At 40.9% G+C, this 16,693-nt stretch carries 18 protein-coding genes and 1 tRNA gene; 12 read left to right on the forward strand and 7 right to left on the reverse strand.

The window, feature by feature from the left end; all coding sequences use genetic code 11:
• The first annotated feature begins 534 nt into the window (after window positions 1-534).
• The 5 genes from RMY32_RS31995 (at window position 535) to RMY32_RS32015 (ending at window position 5,906) form a co-directional block, all read left to right on the forward strand.
• Complete coding sequence (locus RMY32_RS31995) at window positions 535-729, forward strand: hypothetical protein (protein WP_322714240.1); 195 nt, start codon at window positions 535-537, stop codon at window positions 727-729.
• Window positions 730-1,475: 746 nt separating this feature from the next.
• Window positions 1,476-2,870: an S-layer homology domain-containing protein gene (locus RMY32_RS32000; RefSeq protein ID WP_322714241.1), complete on the forward strand. Its 1,395-nt coding sequence runs from the start codon at window positions 1,476-1,478 to the stop codon at window positions 2,868-2,870.
• Between the two features lie 305 nt (window positions 2,871-3,175).
• A complete protein-coding gene (locus RMY32_RS32005; RefSeq protein ID WP_322714242.1) occupies window positions 3,176-4,243 on the forward strand; it encodes an SGNH/GDSL hydrolase family protein in 1,068 nt (355 codons plus the stop codon).
• Window positions 4,244-4,256: 13 nt separating this feature from the next.
• Complete coding sequence (locus RMY32_RS32010) at window positions 4,257-5,303, forward strand: M42 family peptidase (RefSeq protein ID WP_322714243.1); 1,047 nt, start codon at window positions 4,257-4,259, stop codon at window positions 5,301-5,303.
• A gap of 228 nt (window positions 5,304-5,531) precedes the next feature.
• Window positions 5,532-5,906, forward strand: coding sequence for a hypothetical protein (locus RMY32_RS32015; RefSeq protein WP_322714244.1), 375 nt, complete (start codon window positions 5,532-5,534; stop codon window positions 5,904-5,906).
• On the opposite strand, the gene RMY32_RS32020 is transcribed toward RMY32_RS32015, so the two are convergent.
• Window positions 5,903-9,445 (reverse strand): CHAT domain-containing tetratricopeptide repeat protein, encoded by a 3,543-nt coding sequence (locus RMY32_RS32020; protein ID WP_322714245.1) that lies wholly within the window; start codon window positions 9,443-9,445, stop codon window positions 5,903-5,905. The two genes, RMY32_RS32015 and RMY32_RS32020, sit on opposite strands and share 4 nt — an antisense overlap.
• A gap of 197 nt (window positions 9,446-9,642) precedes the next feature.
• On the opposite strand from RMY32_RS32020, the gene RMY32_RS32025 reads away from it, so the two are divergent.
• The 3 genes from RMY32_RS32025 to RMY32_RS32035 all read left to right on the forward strand — a co-directional run bounded on the left by RMY32_RS32025 (window position 9,643) and on the right by RMY32_RS32035 (window position 10,509).
• Entirely contained in the window at window positions 9,643-9,783 is a 141-nt protein-coding gene (locus RMY32_RS32025; protein WP_322714246.1) for a hypothetical protein, read from the forward strand.
• Between the two features lie 49 nt (window positions 9,784-9,832).
• The gene (locus RMY32_RS32030) at window positions 9,833-10,117 is read left to right on the forward strand and encodes a hypothetical protein (protein WP_322714247.1); all 285 of its coding nucleotides are present in this window, start codon (window positions 9,833-9,835) and stop codon (window positions 10,115-10,117) included.
• Window positions 10,118-10,308: 191 nt separating this feature from the next.
• The gene (locus RMY32_RS32035; RefSeq protein ID WP_409884523.1) at window positions 10,309-10,509 is read left to right on the forward strand and encodes a PIN domain-containing protein; all 201 of its coding nucleotides are present in this window, start codon (window positions 10,309-10,311) and stop codon (window positions 10,507-10,509) included.
• Between the two features lie 47 nt (window positions 10,510-10,556).
• Here RMY32_RS32035 and RMY32_RS32040 read toward each other — a convergent pair whose 3' ends face one another.
• Entirely contained in the window at window positions 10,557-10,967 is a 411-nt protein-coding gene (locus RMY32_RS32040) for a DUF433 domain-containing protein (protein WP_322714248.1), read from the reverse strand.
• On the opposite strand from RMY32_RS32040, the gene RMY32_RS32045 reads away from it, so the two are divergent.
• On the forward strand, window positions 10,956-11,216 hold the full coding sequence (locus RMY32_RS32045) for a hypothetical protein (protein ID WP_322714249.1): 261 nt from the start codon (window positions 10,956-10,958) through the stop codon (window positions 11,214-11,216). The genes RMY32_RS32040 and RMY32_RS32045 overlap by 12 nt on opposite strands.
• On the opposite strand, the gene RMY32_RS32050 is transcribed toward RMY32_RS32045, so the two are convergent.
• Both RMY32_RS32050 and RMY32_RS32055 read right to left on the reverse strand, forming a co-directional pair.
• Window positions 11,182-11,583, reverse strand: coding sequence for a type II toxin-antitoxin system tRNA(fMet)-specific endonuclease VapC (locus tag RMY32_RS32050; protein WP_322714250.1), 402 nt, complete (start codon window positions 11,581-11,583; stop codon window positions 11,182-11,184). The genes RMY32_RS32045 and RMY32_RS32050 overlap by 35 nt on opposite strands.
• On the reverse strand, window positions 11,580-11,921 hold the full coding sequence (locus RMY32_RS32055) for a hypothetical protein (protein ID WP_322714251.1): 342 nt from the start codon (window positions 11,919-11,921) through the stop codon (window positions 11,580-11,582). Before RMY32_RS32055 ends, RMY32_RS32050 begins: the two co-directional genes overlap by 4 nt.
• 431 nt (window positions 11,922-12,352) lie before the next feature.
• On the opposite strand from RMY32_RS32055, the gene RMY32_RS32060 reads away from it, so the two are divergent.
• Complete coding sequence (locus RMY32_RS32060) at window positions 12,353-12,790, forward strand: hypothetical protein (RefSeq protein WP_322714252.1); 438 nt, start codon at window positions 12,353-12,355, stop codon at window positions 12,788-12,790.
• 411 nt (window positions 12,791-13,201) lie between these two features.
• On the opposite strand, the gene RMY32_RS32065 is transcribed toward RMY32_RS32060, so the two are convergent.
• A tRNA-Thr gene (locus RMY32_RS32065) sits at window positions 13,202-13,273 on the reverse strand.
• Between the two features lie 33 nt (window positions 13,274-13,306).
• On the opposite strand from RMY32_RS32065, the gene RMY32_RS32070 reads away from it, so the two are divergent.
• Entirely contained in the window at window positions 13,307-13,600 is a 294-nt protein-coding gene (locus RMY32_RS32070) for a DUF3493 domain-containing protein (RefSeq protein ID WP_322714253.1), read from the forward strand.
• A 345-nt stretch (window positions 13,601-13,945) separates the two neighbouring features.
• Here the strand turns inward: RMY32_RS32070 and RMY32_RS32075 are convergent, their stop codons facing one another.
• A complete protein-coding gene (locus RMY32_RS32075) occupies window positions 13,946-15,640 on the reverse strand; it encodes a DUF1565 domain-containing protein (RefSeq protein ID WP_322714254.1) in 1,695 nt (564 codons plus the stop codon).
• Between the two features lie 295 nt (window positions 15,641-15,935).
• Between RMY32_RS32075 and RMY32_RS32080 the strand changes: the two genes are divergently transcribed.
• Complete coding sequence (locus RMY32_RS32080) at window positions 15,936-16,472, forward strand: alpha/beta hydrolase (protein ID WP_322714255.1); 537 nt, start codon at window positions 15,936-15,938, stop codon at window positions 16,470-16,472.
• On the opposite strand, the gene RMY32_RS32085 is transcribed toward RMY32_RS32080, so the two are convergent.
• Window positions 16,469-16,666 (reverse strand): hypothetical protein, encoded by a 198-nt coding sequence (locus tag RMY32_RS32085; RefSeq protein ID WP_322660560.1) that lies wholly within the window; start codon window positions 16,664-16,666, stop codon window positions 16,469-16,471. The two genes, RMY32_RS32080 and RMY32_RS32085, sit on opposite strands and share 4 nt — an antisense overlap.
• Window positions 16,667-16,693: the final 27 nt, after the last annotated feature.

A 16,693-nucleotide genomic window follows, 5' to 3' on the forward strand; every position in this document is an offset into this window, starting at 1 on the left:
AAATTGGGGGACTTTGATATGTTTTTCTGGTTCCCCCCTTTATAAGGGGAGCCAGCGCGGTCTTGGGGGTTTCCCCCATGAGCGACTGGCGTGGGCTAGGGGGGATCGAATTCTATGCAGCTTTATAAAAAATTGGTATTAATCAAAAATTTTCGCCAGAGCCAGCAGATGAAAGGTTTAATACTATGTCAAATCGGCTAGTTTAGCACCATGTCAATTTGAATACTCGCTTTGAGCAAGCAATGTCTACGACGGGCTACGCCTACGCCTTAGAAAACACAGATGCTAATTGTATCTAATCTATCAGGAAGGTGTTAACTGTTCAGACCAAGTTTGTAGAGGTTTTTTCAACCGCCAGTGCATTTGATGAAGTGTCTTTTTCGCCTCAAGCCAATCATTAACTAGGATTGGGAAAAACAGCCAAAGCCAACTATGTACTATTTCTATAACTTGCGAAGCGCACCTTCCAGCTTTCCTAAAAGAAGCACAGCCCTATCCAAGAATAACAGGGGATGAGTTGATTGAGGGAAAGTTTTGGATAACATAGAGGCGATGCCTACGGCGGTAAACTACGCACTTTTAGAGAAAGCACTCACTGCTTTCGAGGCTGTCAAGAATTTCTTGACTACAGCACAAGTAGCACTTTCTCCAGAAAATCAATTTAGAGATACTAAGGAAACTGCTGCGACACTTGACTGCTCTACCTATTATCCCAATCGTCAAGAATAACGAACTTACGCTAAGTTACTGGAATTGTTTAACACTGGCATTTTTCAGCTATTGCTTGACTCACATTATCATCGTCAGATGAATAATTTTCAGAATCAATTGTCAGCCAGTGTTAGTGAACTCGCTCTATTCCCCTCTTTGGGTGAGGCTAAAGGGAACTTTATTCTAAGTCTATCACTTCAGTTGCTTGGCGTAGGCATCGCGTTACAACTAGTGCATCTGGAAGTAGATTCAAGCTTTTGCTAGCTAAACTGTTTTTTGAGCAGTTATCTGCTCTACAACTTGGATATTTAGATAACTCTCTAAAAGATTGGTTCACAATCTAGTATCGCTCAGTTTGTAGTTGGTGACTCTCATCTAAATACTAAAGTCCTGACTAAGAACTCTGAAATTATAAAACTCTTATCTAGCAATGATTTCAGGTTTATTTATATTTTTTCCCAAAAATGTTAGTTTTCCAGAATTTTAGGGAACTCTATAAATAAGCATAGGAATTATCAAAACCTAATGGCTGTAAAACGAAGACAATACGGTAGCTTTTGCTACCGTTTACTCATTTTTAGAGACATCATCACCAAAATAGACATTTAGGAAGAAGACGTAGTAAGTCGGTAGTGTCTTTTAGTGATATAGAGAGTCAGAGGAGAGCAGGGGAATAAAGGAGAATAACCATGTCCCATGCCTCATTCCCATTTAATGGACAGTCTGCGCTAGGGTAGGAATTGAAACTCAATTTGTGATTTCCTGTGCTTCCCTGTAAACGTCCAGCTGTATTTCTAATTTGGGCTGTTATACTCACTTCGTTAACAGCCTGTGCTAATAGTCCAGTCGCCAAAAACCTTGAGGAATCTTTGGCGGCAGATCCGAAACTGCAAAGCAATCCAGTTGTCTTTGGAGAATCTCAGAGTAACCAACCGCAAGCACAGCAAAACCAATCAACTGTTCAGTTACCAGCTGATTTTCCTAAAGATATCCCACTATATTCCAATGCCAAGCTACAGGAAGTTACACCTGCTAGCGGCTCAGAAAACAAAATCTCAACTCGTTGGTTAAGTTCTGACCCCAGTAATGTTATTGCTAGTTTTTATCGCAGCCAGTTTCAAACAAATAACTGGCAGATTTTACAACAGCCGACAGATGATACAGGAAACACTTTTGAGGCACGTCGCAACGATTTGCTGTTGAAGGTTTCCATTCAGCCTAAATCAGTTACTAACGCGACACCTAATCAACCCCAAACAGCCACTGAATTACTAATTGATTACGTACCGAATAGTACTGCAACAGCACAACCTACTTCAACTACAAATCCTAACGAAACTGCTAACGCCGTTCCTCAACCGGGAAATTCACAGTTCATTGGCCCAATCCCACCGACAAACTTGGCAGCACAGCCACCAAGCACAGCTAATAACCAAACAATCCCTACAGCTAACTCTAAATCTCAGGTATTCAACGATCTGAATAAGGCACCACAAGAATGGCAGCAACATATCCAGGACTTGGCTGCATTAGGTGTTTTATCTATAGAAACAAAAACAACTAAGAGCAACTCTACTACCACAACTAATCAGTTTGAACCCAGTAAAATCGTTACACATCGAGAATATGCCCGTTGGCTAATTGCTGCTAACAATGCTGTATATACCAACAATCCAGCTAAACAAATTCGTTTGGCATCAGAAAGTACTCAACCAGCTTTTAGTGATGTGTCAGCAAAAGACCCTGATTTTCCTGCAATTCAGGGATTAGCTGAAGCTGGCTTAATTCCTAGTCCTTTGTCTGGAGATTCTACAGTAGTTTTATTTCGTCCTGATGCACCCCTAACGCGAGAACAGTTGCTGCTGTGGAAATTACCCTTAGATACTCGCCAAGCTTTACCCTCTGCTAACTTAGATGCGGTTAAACAAACCTGGGGTTTCCAAGACGTAGCGAAAATTGACCCGAAGGCTTTAAGAGCAGTGTTAGCTGATTATCAGAATGGCGAACAATCGAATATTCGCCGGGTGTTTGGTTATACGACTCTGTTTCAACCCAAAAAACCGGTAACTCGTGCTGAGGCTGCTACGGCTTTGTGGTATTTCGGCAGTCAAGGTGAGGGTGTATCGGCTACTGAGGCTTTGAAATTAAAGCAAAGTTAAAGCTATGAAGAGGAAGGGTTGCACCATTGTGTCGCAGTTAGTCGATCGCAAGCATAAAAGTGTGTAATGCCCACGCAATAACATATAAATTTGACCATTTTTTTGTGATAGACCTGTTTTTCATCAAGAAAATGTAAATCTAAGTATTTTCAGCGTTTTTACCCGTGTTTCATGAAATTTTGAGGCATAGTTAAGTAAAATAACGTAAATTAACTTAATAGACGTACTTAGTAAAGACAAGTTGTCAGACTTTCGCCTTTTGATTGCTTTTAAACAAACTAAAAAATAATGCAGGTAAAACAAATATGAAAAAACAAGCTGTAGCAGCAGGATTTGTTTTCTTATCTTTCATGTTGCCGCTCAGAGTAAGTGCTGCGAGTTTTGACAAATTTTATGTATTTGGCGACAGCCTTTCTGATACTGGCAATGTTTTCGCTGCTACTAGTGGTTTAGTCTCTCCAACAACAGCCATTCCCCAAGATCCGCCTTACTTTCAAGGGCGTTTTTCCAACGACCGAGTGTGGGTAGACTACCTCGGAGATCGGCTAGGATTAAAACCCTCTCCATACATTACTTTAAATCCTACTATTCCCAATCAAGGTATTAACTTTGCTGTGGGTGGTGCTAGTTCTGGTCAGGGTAATGCTGTTGTTCCTAGTGCGCCGTTACCGGGAGTATTAGAGCAAGTCGCCTTGTTGACGCAACCTATTGTACAAGCCAATCAGAAGCTCGATCCAAATGCCCTTTATGCTGTATGGGGAGGTGCAAATGATTATGTGTTTGGTCAAGCTACCAATGCAACTCAAACAGTCCAGAATTTATCAAATGCAGTAGGGTTACTTGCCTCATCCGGTGCAAAAAATATTTTAGTCTTTAACTTACCTGATTTAGGCAAGATTCCTTTTGCATCCGCTACAGGTCTATCTAGCAACTTGACTGCCTTAACAAATGACCATAACACGAGATTAAAAGACGAACTAGACAAATTTACTAAAAACTCTGACTTGAATCTGATCTCTGTAGATGTGTTTTCTTTATTTAATCAAGTACAAGCAAATCCAGGGAAGTTTGGGTTTAAAGATGTGACTAACCCTTGTGTAGTAGGGAATTTCCAGACAATCATCAGTGTATGTTCTCAACCAAACGATTATTTGTTCTTTGACTCTGTACATCCAACAACAGGTGCTCATAAGTTAGTAGCAGACGCTGCACTGGCGGCGATTGATGCTAAGTCTGTTCCTGAACCTGCGATCGACTTGGGTATTTTAGCCCTTGGTGCTTTTGGTGCGGTAGGAGTGCTGAAGCGTCAACAAAAAAGGTCAGCAGATCGGGTTATTGATGCACAATTGTCTCATATAACAGTCGAAAACTAAACTAACTGTATTGATGTGGGATTACGATCGCTTATTTGAAATTATTGAAGAATTAGTCATGCACCATTCCCCTAGTGGTGCAGAAGCTGAGATTAATCAGTTGTTAATGCAACGATTTGCGGCGCTGGATGTAGAAGTTTGGTGCGATCGCGCCGATAATATTATTGCAAAAATTCCAGGGAAAAATCCAGACGGAGCGATTGCCATCACAGCACATAAAGACGAAATTGGTGCAATTGTCAAGAGTCTTGGTGATGCAGGTCGTGTTGAAGTCCGCAAACTCGGCGGTTCTTTCCCGTGGGTTTACGGTGAAGGAGTTGTCGATTTAATCGGAGATAACGAAACCATTAGCGGTATTCTCAGCTTTGGTTCCCGCCATGTTTCTCACGAATCGCCCCAAAAAGTGCAGCAGGAAGATACTACTGTTAAGTGGGAAAATGCCTGGATTGAAACGAAGCTGACATCTGCTGAATTAGAAACAGCTGGCATTCGACCTGGAACTAGAATGGTGATCGGCAAGCATCGGAAGCGTCCAATTCGGTTAAAGGATCATATTGCTGGTTACACTCTGGATAACAAAGCCTCTGTTGCAATTCTGCTAGCTTTGGCTGAAAATCTCAAACAGCCAGTAGTCGATGTTTATTTAGTAGCCTCAGCTAAAGAAGAAGTGGGAGCAATTGGGGCACTATTTTTCACTCAAAACCAGCGTTTGGATGCCTTGATTGCTTTAGAAATTTGTCCCTTATCTGAGGAATATCCTGTTAAAGATGGTAAAAGTCCTGTACTTTTATCTCAAGATGCCTATGGAATATATGATGAGGGACTAAATGGCCAATTACGCCATAGTGCCAAGCAACTCGATATGCCGATACAATTTACAACTCTGAGTGGATTTGGCAGTGATGCTTCAATTGCGATGAAATTTGGTCATGTTGGGCGTGCTGCGTGTTTGGCGTTTCCGACACAAAATACCCACGGTTATGAAATTGCTCATTTAGGAGCGATCGCTAATTGTATCGATTTGTTAAAAGCTTTCTGCGAAACGGAGTTTGAGGAATAATTCGAGGTTTTGATTTGAAGGAGCGATCGCATATCAACCTAAAATAGCGTGAATTTTTCTGGTTGTCGAAAATGTGCGTAGGCGTAGCCCGTCGTAGACATCGCACAGCAAGACTATTCCTACTGTTGATGTCGTGTAAGCGCGTAGGCGAGCTTGTCATAGACATCGCCACATCTTTAGATTAGACGTTAGATGTATAATCACTGAATGCTTAGTGTCTTTATTTAAATGATTACCGTTACACCAGAGGAAATTAGTCAGTTTCGCAGCCAATTCGAGTATAATCCAGAAGTCCGTGCTGTTATTGATCTAATTGAGCAGCGCAATGGAAATTTGGAGACAGCAGCTAAAATATTAGCAATTAGGGCTGGTTATGAACCATCCAGAAAATCAAATATTTTGGACGAGTTGTTAGAAAAATCCCGCAAGATAATCTGCCAACAAGAGTTTAGAGACGAATTGGCAGCAGGGATAATACCTCTTGTTATAGAACCCTTGGCAATGAGTGCTGCTATTCCTCCAGGGTTAGCAAGTGTAGTTGCCATTTATGCGTTTAAAATTGGGGTGAAAAAATTTTGCCAAGTTACCGATTCTGAATCTTAAACTCCTGTGGCGGTGAAAGCTGCCCAATAGAAAGGATTTTTAAAAGGATATGGCTGACGATGCCTAGTTTGCAATAAATGTTCCTCAGCAAGTATTTGGTCATCTTCTTCAAGTTGAGCAAAAATTTCTTCAATTTGTGGCTGATATTTAACTAATAGTGCTTCAAATTCTTCTGTTGTTAAATTTCGTAACCACTGCTGTGCTTGATTGAGTGCTAATGAGACACTATTTATTATTTGTAGGTTTTCATAAAATTTCATCATCAAAAACGCTGTAGATAAATCGCTGACAGTCCACAAACTACTGACTACAGCTTTACTTCCAGCTAATAGAAAACCGCTAGGTAAACCAATATATTCATCACTGGTATTTTGAAAATCAATCAATCCAGTTTCGCAGGCGGAAAGGGTGACGAGGCGACATTTTTCTAATTTGAGACTGAAGATTTTATCTAGGATAAGACATTTGTCTAAATCGTGGGTTTCCCCTGCTCGTAGATTCAGATAACGTTCGGAGTCAGGTTTTGTTGGTGTGTCTGTGATGGGTGCATTTGCCAAAATTAAGGCTGATTTACCGGGATTCATTAAGTTAAAATACCCGTGACAGCTAAAGTGGGCGCAGTGATAAGTATTTAAGTCGGAATTATTAATTGCTGTGAGTGTTGCTGCTGTTTTTTTCAGGACGTTGTAAGTATTAAAGTAGCTTTGAATAACTTGTACTTCTAAATCTGTATAGTTTAAATCGCCTGTGGGGTTTTGAATCGCAAATAGAGATTGAAAATCAGGACGTTTGCGCTGTTGTACTTGTTGCAGTAGTTGACAACTGGGTGCATAGCTGACACCACTAGCAAATAAATCCAGAAGACAAGACGAATTTTCAGGATTTTGGTTTACAGGAATTGCATGAAGGGGGAATAAATGCAGGATTTGATGGGGAATTAGGATGAGTCTATTGCAGTGCTTTGGTATCTGGTTTAATATTTCATCTACGTGCAGAATTGAGGCTAATTCTTTTAGTGATTCTCCTAAGCTATTAAGCCATTGGCGTTTTTGATTATAGTAGTTTTGTAAATATTTATTTACCCAATTAATCAAAGCTTTTAAATCTTCTGATTGAGATTTCCAAACTGTTACCTCTCTTGTTTTTGTGACAATAAAAACCAGAATTTTGTCGTCGAGAATATACCACTCAATAATGGCTGTACGCTCATCCAAAGTATTCTGGAATGATTCAAATTTGAAACCATAACCAACAGGTAAGTATTGGTTTTGTAATTCATTACGCTGCTGTCGCAATTGTTGAAGATGTTGTGCAAGGACTTTTGGGTTTTCAGCTTTGCCATTTTGGATTTTATATTGTCCTACGGCTATTTCATCTCTGTATTCTTCTAATTGAGTGAATACTTCTGAAGGGAAAATGGTTTTAGAGTCACGTTCGAGGATCTGTTCAACTAAATTGCGGGTTTTACTACGTTCAACATATTCAATTGCTTCGGTAATCTTATTTAATTGCAAGCAAACTTCTACCATTTTGCTATAAACTTTGTTAAAGCGTTCAGCTTGCTTACGTTTGCTTTCCTCCCCAGATACTATTTCTTCCCGTAAAGATTCTATAGTGGCAATGGCAGACTCAAAAGTATTGTACGCTAAGGTAAACTGAGCTGCGTCTTGATAAGTAATTCCCAGGTTGAATAAAATCTCTGCCCCATCTTTAGGCAAAGCTTCTCTGGTGTAGACAGTTAAAGCAGCAGTATAAGCAGCGATCGCATTTTCGATGTTCTCTGTCTTGTCTCCTTTAATTCTCTTAAAGTAGGCAGCAGCGAGATTGTTTTGCGTTGCTGCCCAATCTTGAGGCAAAGTTTCTCTGGTTCTGACAGTTAAAGCAGCAGTATAAGCAGCGATCGCCTGTTCGATGTTATCTGCCTTGTCTCCTTTAATTCTTTCCCTATAGGCAGCAGCCAAATTATTTTGTGTTGCTGCCCAATCTTGAGGCAAAGTTTCTCTGGTTCTGACAGTTAAAGCAGCAGTAGCAGCCGCGATCGCCTGTTCAATGTTATCTGCCTTGTCTCCTTTAATTCTCTCCGTGTAAGTATTTGCGAGATTATGTTGCGTCATTGCCCAATCAACAGGCAAAGCTTCTCTGGTTCTGACAGTTAAAGCAGCAGCATAACAAGCGATCGCTTTTTCGATGTTATCTGTCCTGTCTCCTTTAATTCTATTGCTGTAGGCATTTGCGAGATTATGTTGCGTCATTGCCCAATCAACAGGCAAAGCTTCTCTGGTGTAGACAGTTAAAGCAGCAGTATAACAAGCGATCGCTTTTTCCAGATTCTCCGCTTTTTCTCCTAATATTCTACTAAGGCAAGCATTCCCCAGATTATTTTGCGTCATTGCCCAATCTACAGGAAAGGCACTGCGGGTTCTGACTTCCAGAGCCAATCCGTATGCGGCGATCGCTTTTTCCAGATTCTCCGCTTTTTCTCCTAATATTCTGTTAACGTAAGCATTCCCCAGATTAGTTTGCGTCATTGCCCATTGTACAGGAAAAGCACTACGGGTTCTGACTTCCAGAGCCAATTCATATGCAGCGATCGCCTTTTCCAGATTCTCCGCTCTGTTCCCTAATATTCTCTCAGAGTAAACATTTCCCAGATTATTTTGCGTCATTGCCCAATCAACAGGAAAGGCACTGCGGGTTCTGACTTCCAGAGACAATTCATATGCAGCGATCGCCTTTTCCAGATTCTCCGCTTTTTCTCCTAATATTCTGTATAAATAAGCATTCCCCAGATTAATTTGTGTCATTGCCCAATCAACAGGAAAAGCACTGCGGGTTCTGACTTCCAAGGCCAATTCATATGCAGCGATCGCTTTTTCCAGATTCTCCGCTGTTTCTCCTAATATTCTTTTACGGTAAGCATTCCCCAGATTATTTTGCGTTCCAGCCCAATCTACAGGAAAGGCACTGCGTTTATATACAGTTAGCGCGATTCCATAACCAGTAATAGCAATTTCGATGTTGTTGGCTTTGCTACCCAAAGGAAATTGCTGAATCAGATTGCTAAAATTACTAATGTCTGCGGCGATGAATGTTGCTGTATCTGTTTCCGCTTCGGCTAGGGTATTTGTTGCCCAACGGCGCAATAGTTCTGCAAATGCTCCGTCGAGTTTGTCTGTATTCTTGGCCAGCAAGGAGTAAATTACCTGAGAATTACCTTTACTGTTTACGGTTGCTTGTAGCACCTCCATCAAGAATTGGTAATATGTCTGTATCTCCTCCTCACTGAGAGATTGTAAATCTGCTTTATTATCTAGATTCAACGCTTTCCCTAGTTGCATTGCCAAGCTTTGCAACCAATTTGCTGTCGTCTCATCCGCTTGCTGTGAAAACCACTGTGCTACTGCTTTTATTGTCTGCAAGAAGCCAATATCTACTAATTCTTGGTTTGCTGCCAAAGTTTCTTGGAATTCATCGTTAGTACGGCAATTTAACAGGCGTTGAATGAGGTTGAGATAAGCTTGCTGACGCTGTTCGTTCATGGATAAGGGTGTGAGACGCAACTAGATCATAAGAAGAATTCAACACCAACACCCTAAATTCCAGAAAAGTGTAGAATTTCATCACAAATGGATGTGTTTCTGACAATGAAAGAACTTTGTAGATGAGTGTTTTTTACTTGTGAACAGACAATATACTGATTTTGCGGTAAGCGAAGCTATGCCGTTAGGCTTATCGCTTGATTTCCAAAAGATGCGATGGCTTAATTGTTGATGAAGGCGTTGGCGTAGCCCTACCCAAGAATTTTCCGGTTGAAGCACCTTGTCACCCGATTGAATGGCAGTTTCAGGTAACAAGAGAATGCGATATTAAAAAGTAACTGCACTGATGATGTTTGGTATCATGTAAAAAAGTAGGCAGAGGAAAAAATGATTGGTACGAACATTTACATCAGTCAAGAAATTCAAGAATCTCTAATTAAAGCAGCAGCTTTACAACAAATTTCCGTTGAAGAATTAGCTTCTTCTATCTTGAGAGAAACTATCGCCGAAAAGGTTTCTAAAATTACCTCTTCTTCTGAACATCAAACCAAATTTGCCGTTAATCCTCTCAGAGAAATGCAACCCTATGCTTATTTGGCAGATCCGAATGAACCCGTTATTTCTCCTGATGATTGGGAAATAAATCAGAATTTTGAGGTGAATGATTTTTGATTATTCTTGATACTCATATTTGGGTTTGGTGGAATCACAATGATTCTAGATTAACAGATAGGCACAATGAGTCCATAAATAGTGAAAGACCTCATGGTTTAGGTGTTTGCTCGATAAGTTTGTTAGAGATTAGCAGACTTGTTACCTAAAATAGGCTAATTCTTCCCTGTCCCATTGAAGAATCGTTTAATATTGCTTTGGCACAAGAGGGGGTAGTTCTTCTGTCAATCACTCCCCAAATTGCCATTGATTGCTACTCGCTTCCAGGAAATTTTCATAAAGATCCAGCCGATAGAATTATCGTTTCAACAGCAAGAATCTATGATGTTCCTTTAGTAAGCGTGGATGAAAAAATACTTGCTTATTCTTATGTAAAAACAATTCTCCCCTGAAGGGATTGGCAATTGGCAAAGCTTTTGTAGGGATGCAAGTAGCAGTTTCAGGTGAGAAAAGGAGCGATCGCTTCATCAATCTCGGTACGATGGGCAGTGTAAAAACCCAGTGCCTCATTGATCTGAGCTTCCGTAATACCATACTGTTGGACAATTTGCCCGCAACACCAGCCCCACTGATGAGTAGCAATCGCTAGAGTTTGCACTCGAATTCCTGTACCACTAACAACGGGAACTTTTTTGCCACTGCTTCCAATGCGATAGCTAATCAAGGGAAAGGAGGGGTCGTTCAGTTGATGGCGAAGAGAGGCAACTTTTTCTGCTACTGCCCACAAAATAAATTGAGCGAGGGAAATTCCTTGACTAATTGCCCATTGCTCTATCTCTTGCTGTAGTTGAACAGGTAAATTGACCAAGTAGGAAGGCATTTGCTGAAGCTCAATGAATTGACTTTTCATTACTTGCTTTATTTTAAGCGATCGCCCCGTAGCAGTTTCAATTTATCGTTTGTGATTTTGGTGATGCCTGAGTTGGGCTACTCCAACGCATTTATCGATTTGGAGAATGCAATTGTAATTTTGGTGATGCCTGGGTTGGGCTATGTCAACGCAGTTATTATTTTGGCGATGCCTGGGTTGGGCTACGCCAACGCAGTTATTATTTTGGCGATCGCTATATCTCCCAATCCTCAATCAACAACTTCTTAATGCGTTGGAATTCTCTAGTGTTATGGGTAACAAGGGTTAAGTTATTTGTCAGGGTGATGGCGGCAATTTGTAAGTCATACGCGCCAATGGGAGTACCTAATGCTTCTAGTTGAGAGCGAATTGTTCCAAATGTCATTGCTGCTAAATCGTCAAAGGGTAGCGATCTAAATTGGGCTAAAAATTGTTGTTGTAAAGTAAGATTCCGTTGTAGATTGGCACTTTTCATTGCACCATAAAATAGTTCAGCTTTGATGATTGAGCAAACAGCAATATCTTTAGTAGCAGTGGATTCTAGTTTCTGTTTTAAAGTGGAATTTTTACCCCGCATATAGATAATGCAGGTGTTAGTATCGAGCAAGAATTTCACAGGATTGGTTCGCGTTCTGGTTGTTTTCCTTGGGGATGACGGAAGAAGGTTTCATCTTGGATACATCCATAAAATTGAGGCAAGGGATATTCTGTTATTTCGATTGGAGTTGCTGGTTGTAGGGACTCAATGAGGGTTTTTAGTAATCGAGTTAGGTCAAATTCTTCGGGTAATTCAGCCACGGGGGATTGACGGAATAATTCTGATATTTTGCTTGTTTGCACAGGCTGAGTGTTGTTATTGTCTGTAGTCAGGCTTTGTGCCAGGAGTTGGATAATATACAATTTATCGTCTGGTGAAAGCTGAAGGAGTTGTTGTTCAAGTTCTGGCACAACCATGATGTAGCTCCGGTGGAGGATAATTTCATTTTACTTTCATAATCAAAAGTTAATTTAGCGATGCCTGGGTTGGGCTATGCCAACGCATTTGTTATTTCGGAGTACGCATTTGTTATTTCGGACTACTCATTTGTTATTTCGGACTACTCATTTGTTATTTTGGCGTACTCATTTGCTATTTCGGGATACTCATTTGCTATTTCGGCGTACTCATTTGCTATTTCGGCGTATGCATTTATAGATTTTGTCATTACTGTTGCTGATTGCACTTATTCTCAAACAACAAATCGATATGAAAAATGAGTAAAAACACAGTCAAACTCGTAATTATTTCGTTGAACTTCTAATGAAATAAATCCACAAAACTACCCATCTCAGGCAAAAGGGTACTCCACTATCTTGAAAAAGGAATTATTAAAAAAGGATGTGTTATGTCTTTAAAAACTCGTGGTTCTGCTGCTGTTGATAAAGCCCAACTTCGTCTCGCCTTGCTTAAATCTATTGATGAAAATCTGGATTTAGGACATGGGTTAACTATTGAAGCCTACAACCACTTAATCAATACTACCCGTGCGATGGTAGAAGCGAATAATACGCTGGTGTCCAATCTGGAAGAATCGCGTAAAACAGTAACCCAGATGGATAAAGCTCTCTCCGAAATGTCTGAACGAATGCTAAGTGGAGTTGCAAGTGTCTACGGCAGAAACAGTATAGAGTATTCTAAGGCTGGCGGCTCTAATCGCAAACGAAGTAAACAATCTAGTTCAAAAGTTACTCCACTTGTAGCGGTTCTTACTACTCAACCTACTCAAGCTGCAATTGCCAATGCCTCAACTAACGGTAATGGCACAACTCCATTGCTGCAATAATCCACCTGCCTTGAAAATGGGAGTAGGGGTGTTAAATCAGTACTGTAGTGGCGTGGCAAGGCTAAAATGTTGCAAAAAAATTGTAGGTTGGGAGCCACTGCGTTGCACGGGTTTCCCGCGTTGTAGCAAGTGGCGTTGGAGGCTTTGCTAAAGCCAACATCCTGATATATGTTGGGTTGCGCTGCGCTCCACCCAACCTACGTCTACTTTTTCGGGAGGTAGGTGGCGAATTTTTTGAAGTAACCTTTGCTATGAAATGCTATCAGCCTGCATTATTTAGATTCTCCTAGCCTTGCCTGTATTGCTTGCTTTATGCATTCATAACAGTTTTTAGTTCTCTCTATCCACGAAGGCGATCGCTAAATACTTGATTTATGTCAAACTCTAAATATTGAGGAATACTTTCATCAAAGCCGATGATGGGATTTGAACCCACGGCCTGCTGATTACGAATCAGCTGCTCTACCACTGAGCCACATCGGCGTACACAATCTAAGAGTATAACATGATTTAATCATGGTAGATCAAAATTCCAAAAATCGTCTTAATCCTGAACAGTATGCCAGCCTGAAAGCAGAAATAGCTGCTCCTTTTCGCGGTTTACGACAATTTTTTTACATTGCTTTCGCTGCTTCTGGTTCACTCGGTGCATTCGTCTTTTTCTTCCAAGTGCTTGCCGGACGCGATGTTGAGAGCGCTTTGCCTAATTTAGCTCTCCAAGTAGGAATAGTTGCTTTAATGGTTTTCCTTTGGCGCTGGGAACAGCGTCGGCAACAACGCCCCAATTCGGGTAAAAATCCTAATTCCTGAAGAGAGAAATCTGAGTGAGTTAATTTTTGACTACTTTCTTTTGATATATCTTTTCTTCAAATTTATTAATGCTTTTATGAAGATTAAAATATCCAGAAAGAAAAAGTAAAAAAATTATTAGGAAATCCCAAAAAGCAAAAATTTCTGTGAAAATAGAAATCATTGAAACGGGGTCAGCCAATATAAAGACCCTGACCATAAACCCAATCACATTCAAAGGGGTCAGCTATATTTAAAGACCCCAAATTTTATGATTCAAAAACCCTAAAATTAAAAAACCACTATATTGAAAGCGCCAGACTGATAATTTATCAGTCTGGCGCTTCCAATTTGCTAACTAGACATTTACTGAACTGTTACCAAATAAGATGAAGGAATTGGTTGGGCACGTCCAGCATTGACAAGTGCCTGATAAACAAAGGCAGCAACTTCGGCTCTAGTCGCTTCACGATTAGGATTAAGTTGCTTGGCTGTAGGATAGTTGATTACTAGTTGCCGTGCAGTTGCGGCGGCAACTGGTGCGATCGCATAATTAGGAATCTGAGCAGCATCGGTGTAAAAGGAAACGACATTTTGATTACTTGCAGTTAAGCCCAAACCATTAGCTAAAGAAACTAACGCCTGCACTCTCGGAATTTGCTGCTGTGGCTTAAAAGTGCCATCGGGATAACCAGAAACAAATTGACTCTGGTAAGCAGATTGAATGGCAGCGTAAGCCCAGAAATTGCTTGCTACATCCTTAAATTTAATTGCTGGGCGTTTAACTGCTGGCGTTAAAGCTTTAGTGACAATAGTGGCGAATTGAGCGCGGGTTACAGGTTCATTGGGTTTAAAGCTGCCATCAGGAAAACCAGCAATAATATTTTGAGAAGCTAAAGCTTCGATGTAGCTTTTTGCCCAGTAATTTGCTGGTAGATCTTTAAAGGCAATAGCCCCTCCAGGCGGTACATCAACACTGGCGGCAACAAAATCTACTGAGCCAAAAATCTTTTTCTGATCGATATCGTTGCCAACAGCGACAATTTTACTGGTTTTGGTGGCGTTGTTCACATCATAACGAGTGTTATTGCGGATAAGATTGCCACCAGGATTTTCGTTGGTGCCAAGGTCGGGTGAAGCGTTGACAGTTGCTACTACTCCATCCCGCTTATTATTTTGAATGACATTTTTACGCAATACGGGCTTCGCTGACTCTGAGATAAAAAGACCGTCTTGGTTTTCGATAATTTGGTTTTCTACAACTAGAGGTGTGGAAGTGCCACCGATCGCCAGACCAAAACCAGTATCCTGAAATAAGTTACTCCGAATTTCTCCTTGAGCAGCTCTAGCAACTGAAATCCCATTGCCTTTGTTTTGTACAAAGAGGTTACTTTCAATTTTGGGATTGCCTGTACCCGTGACAAAAACACCTTCTCTGACACTGTTAGTAAAAGTATTGTTTTTGATAGTGGGATTAGTTGACTCCACCCACACAGCCGTACCCCGGCTATTTGGGTTGGTGACGCTGACACCAGCGATCGTGGTATCTTGCTCGGCCAGGATGGTAATATCTTGTCTGGCAAAAGTGCGGCTAGTGTAGAAGCCTCCACCTGTAATCAATATCGCTTGACCTTTAGTAGCTTCATCACCCCGCAGTGTCACCCCTGGTTTAAGTAAAAGCGGGAAGGTTTCACCACTTTCTTGGTTATAGTTACCAGGTGCTAATTGAATAACTGCACCTGCTTGGGCTTGACTGAGAGCGAAACTTATGCTTTTGTAGGGTGCTGCCGAGGTGGCACCAGCACCAGCCCTATCTGCACCAGTTGCTGGATTAACGTAAATCGCTGCGGCAGTTGCAGGAGCTTGGGCTGTGCGAGTTGGGGCGATATTTTCTGGAGGAGTGGTATCAGCATTAACCTGATTAGATAGTAGTATTGCTCCACTAGAAACAACAAGCATTGCCGTTAGTCCGGCTCCTACGCGCAAAGTGTATCTCAGATGACTGCTGGAAAGAAGGCGAAAATTTTTCGCAAGAGTAATGTTAAAACCCCGATATTTCATTTTTTGAGTCTGTGATGTGCTGAATTACGGTATGTCGAACAAGGTTAAAGATAACAGCGTTGTAGCTGCTCTAAAACCCATGCAAAACTATACTGGATGATTAGCACTGATTCAGCTAAATTCCTTAGAGAGGTTACAGAACTTATACATTAGTTATATTGTGTTATTCAGAAAATTTTCTTAGGGGCACTATGGGGATGAAGCGATTTTTTAGTATTCCCTAAAGCTAGATGCTGCAACTACTTCTGCTGGAATATCATCAGAAAAAAAGCAAACTTATTGGAAATCGAGAGAAATGCATTTTAATTTTTTATGGCTGCGTCGCGTCTTAGTTTTAGTAAGCATTATCTGGATTCTGTTTTTGTCCACTCCTGCCTTTGCGGCAGAACGAGTAGTCCTGAAGTATGGTATTTTCCGTGAATCACTTTCTGTAGAAGAAATATCCACCTTTGCCGAAACAGGTGAACTCTCAGGTTTACTAAAAGTCAATGTAGCTTTGGCGCAACAAGACCCCAAAGCCATTCGTCAGTATTTAACACAGCCAATAAAGGTAAATGCTGAATTTTTAGATAAAGTGCTCAATAGCCAGATTGGTAATATTATTTTGGATCAAGTTAGTCAAGTTATTTCTACACCGTCTCAAAGCGCAAATCGGCAAGCTTTACGAGCCGCTTTGGTACTTGCTGCGAATCAAGACGGGCAAGTGTCGCTGATTGAAATTATTAAGAATTATCCCACAAATGAAGTGGAAGTTGATGGCGATCGCTTGCAGGGTGCATACCGTCAACTCCGTCGTTTGCAAACAAACCTAGAAGATTTATTTGGTCTTTAGTAAGCTAAAGTTTCTAAAGTTTCTCTTAAATACCGTTGTACCTGATGTTCCAAGCGAATTCCCTCTAATTGAGCATCGCGTTCTAATTGCCAGCGTTGAAAACCGGAACTAGTGGAGATCGCACATTTGAGGCTATACCAAATTTCAGTATCGGCAGAAAATTGGCGATCGCTAGAAGCTGGAATTTGAGCCATAGTTCCTCATTCCTTCGTTATTCTTCA

This window comes from Nostoc sp. ChiSLP03a, from assembly GCF_034531215.2.
Lineage (GTDB): Bacteria > Cyanobacteriota > Cyanobacteriia > Cyanobacteriales > Nostocaceae > Nostoc.

Bases quoted from the DNA above. Each gene is read 5' to 3' on its own strand.
- RMY32_RS32005 (WP_322714242.1), top strand. From the start codon at position 3,176: ATGAAAAAACAAGCTGTAGCAGCAGGATTTGTTTTCTTATCTTTCATG.
- RMY32_RS32010 (WP_322714243.1), top strand. From the start codon at position 4,257: ATGTGGGATTACGATCGCTTATTTGAAATTATTGAAGAATTAGTCATG.
- RMY32_RS32015 (WP_322714244.1), top strand. From the start codon at position 5,532: ATGATTACCGTTACACCAGAGGAAATTAGTCAGTTTCGCAGCCAATTC.
- RMY32_RS32020 (WP_322714245.1), bottom strand. From the start codon at position 9,445: ATGAACGAACAGCGTCAGCAAGCTTATCTCAACCTCATTCAACGCCTG.
- RMY32_RS32030 (WP_322714247.1), top strand. From the start codon at position 9,833: ATGATTGGTACGAACATTTACATCAGTCAAGAAATTCAAGAATCTCTA.
- RMY32_RS32040 (WP_322714248.1), bottom strand. From the start codon at position 10,967: ATGAAAAGTCAATTCATTGAGCTTCAGCAAATGCCTTCCTACTTGGTC.
- RMY32_RS32055 (WP_322714251.1), bottom strand. From the start codon at position 11,921: ATGGTTGTGCCAGAACTTGAACAACAACTCCTTCAGCTTTCACCAGAC.
- RMY32_RS32060 (WP_322714252.1), top strand. From the start codon at position 12,353: ATGTCTTTAAAAACTCGTGGTTCTGCTGCTGTTGATAAAGCCCAACTT.
- RMY32_RS32070 (WP_322714253.1), top strand. From the start codon at position 13,307: ATGGTAGATCAAAATTCCAAAAATCGTCTTAATCCTGAACAGTATGCC.
- RMY32_RS32075 (WP_322714254.1), bottom strand. From the start codon at position 15,640: ATGAAATATCGGGGTTTTAACATTACTCTTGCGAAAAATTTTCGCCTT.
- RMY32_RS32080 (WP_322714255.1), top strand. From the start codon at position 15,936: ATGCATTTTAATTTTTTATGGCTGCGTCGCGTCTTAGTTTTAGTAAGC.
- RMY32_RS32085 (WP_322660560.1), bottom strand. From the start codon at position 16,666: ATGGCTCAAATTCCAGCTTCTAGCGATCGCCAATTTTCTGCCGATACT.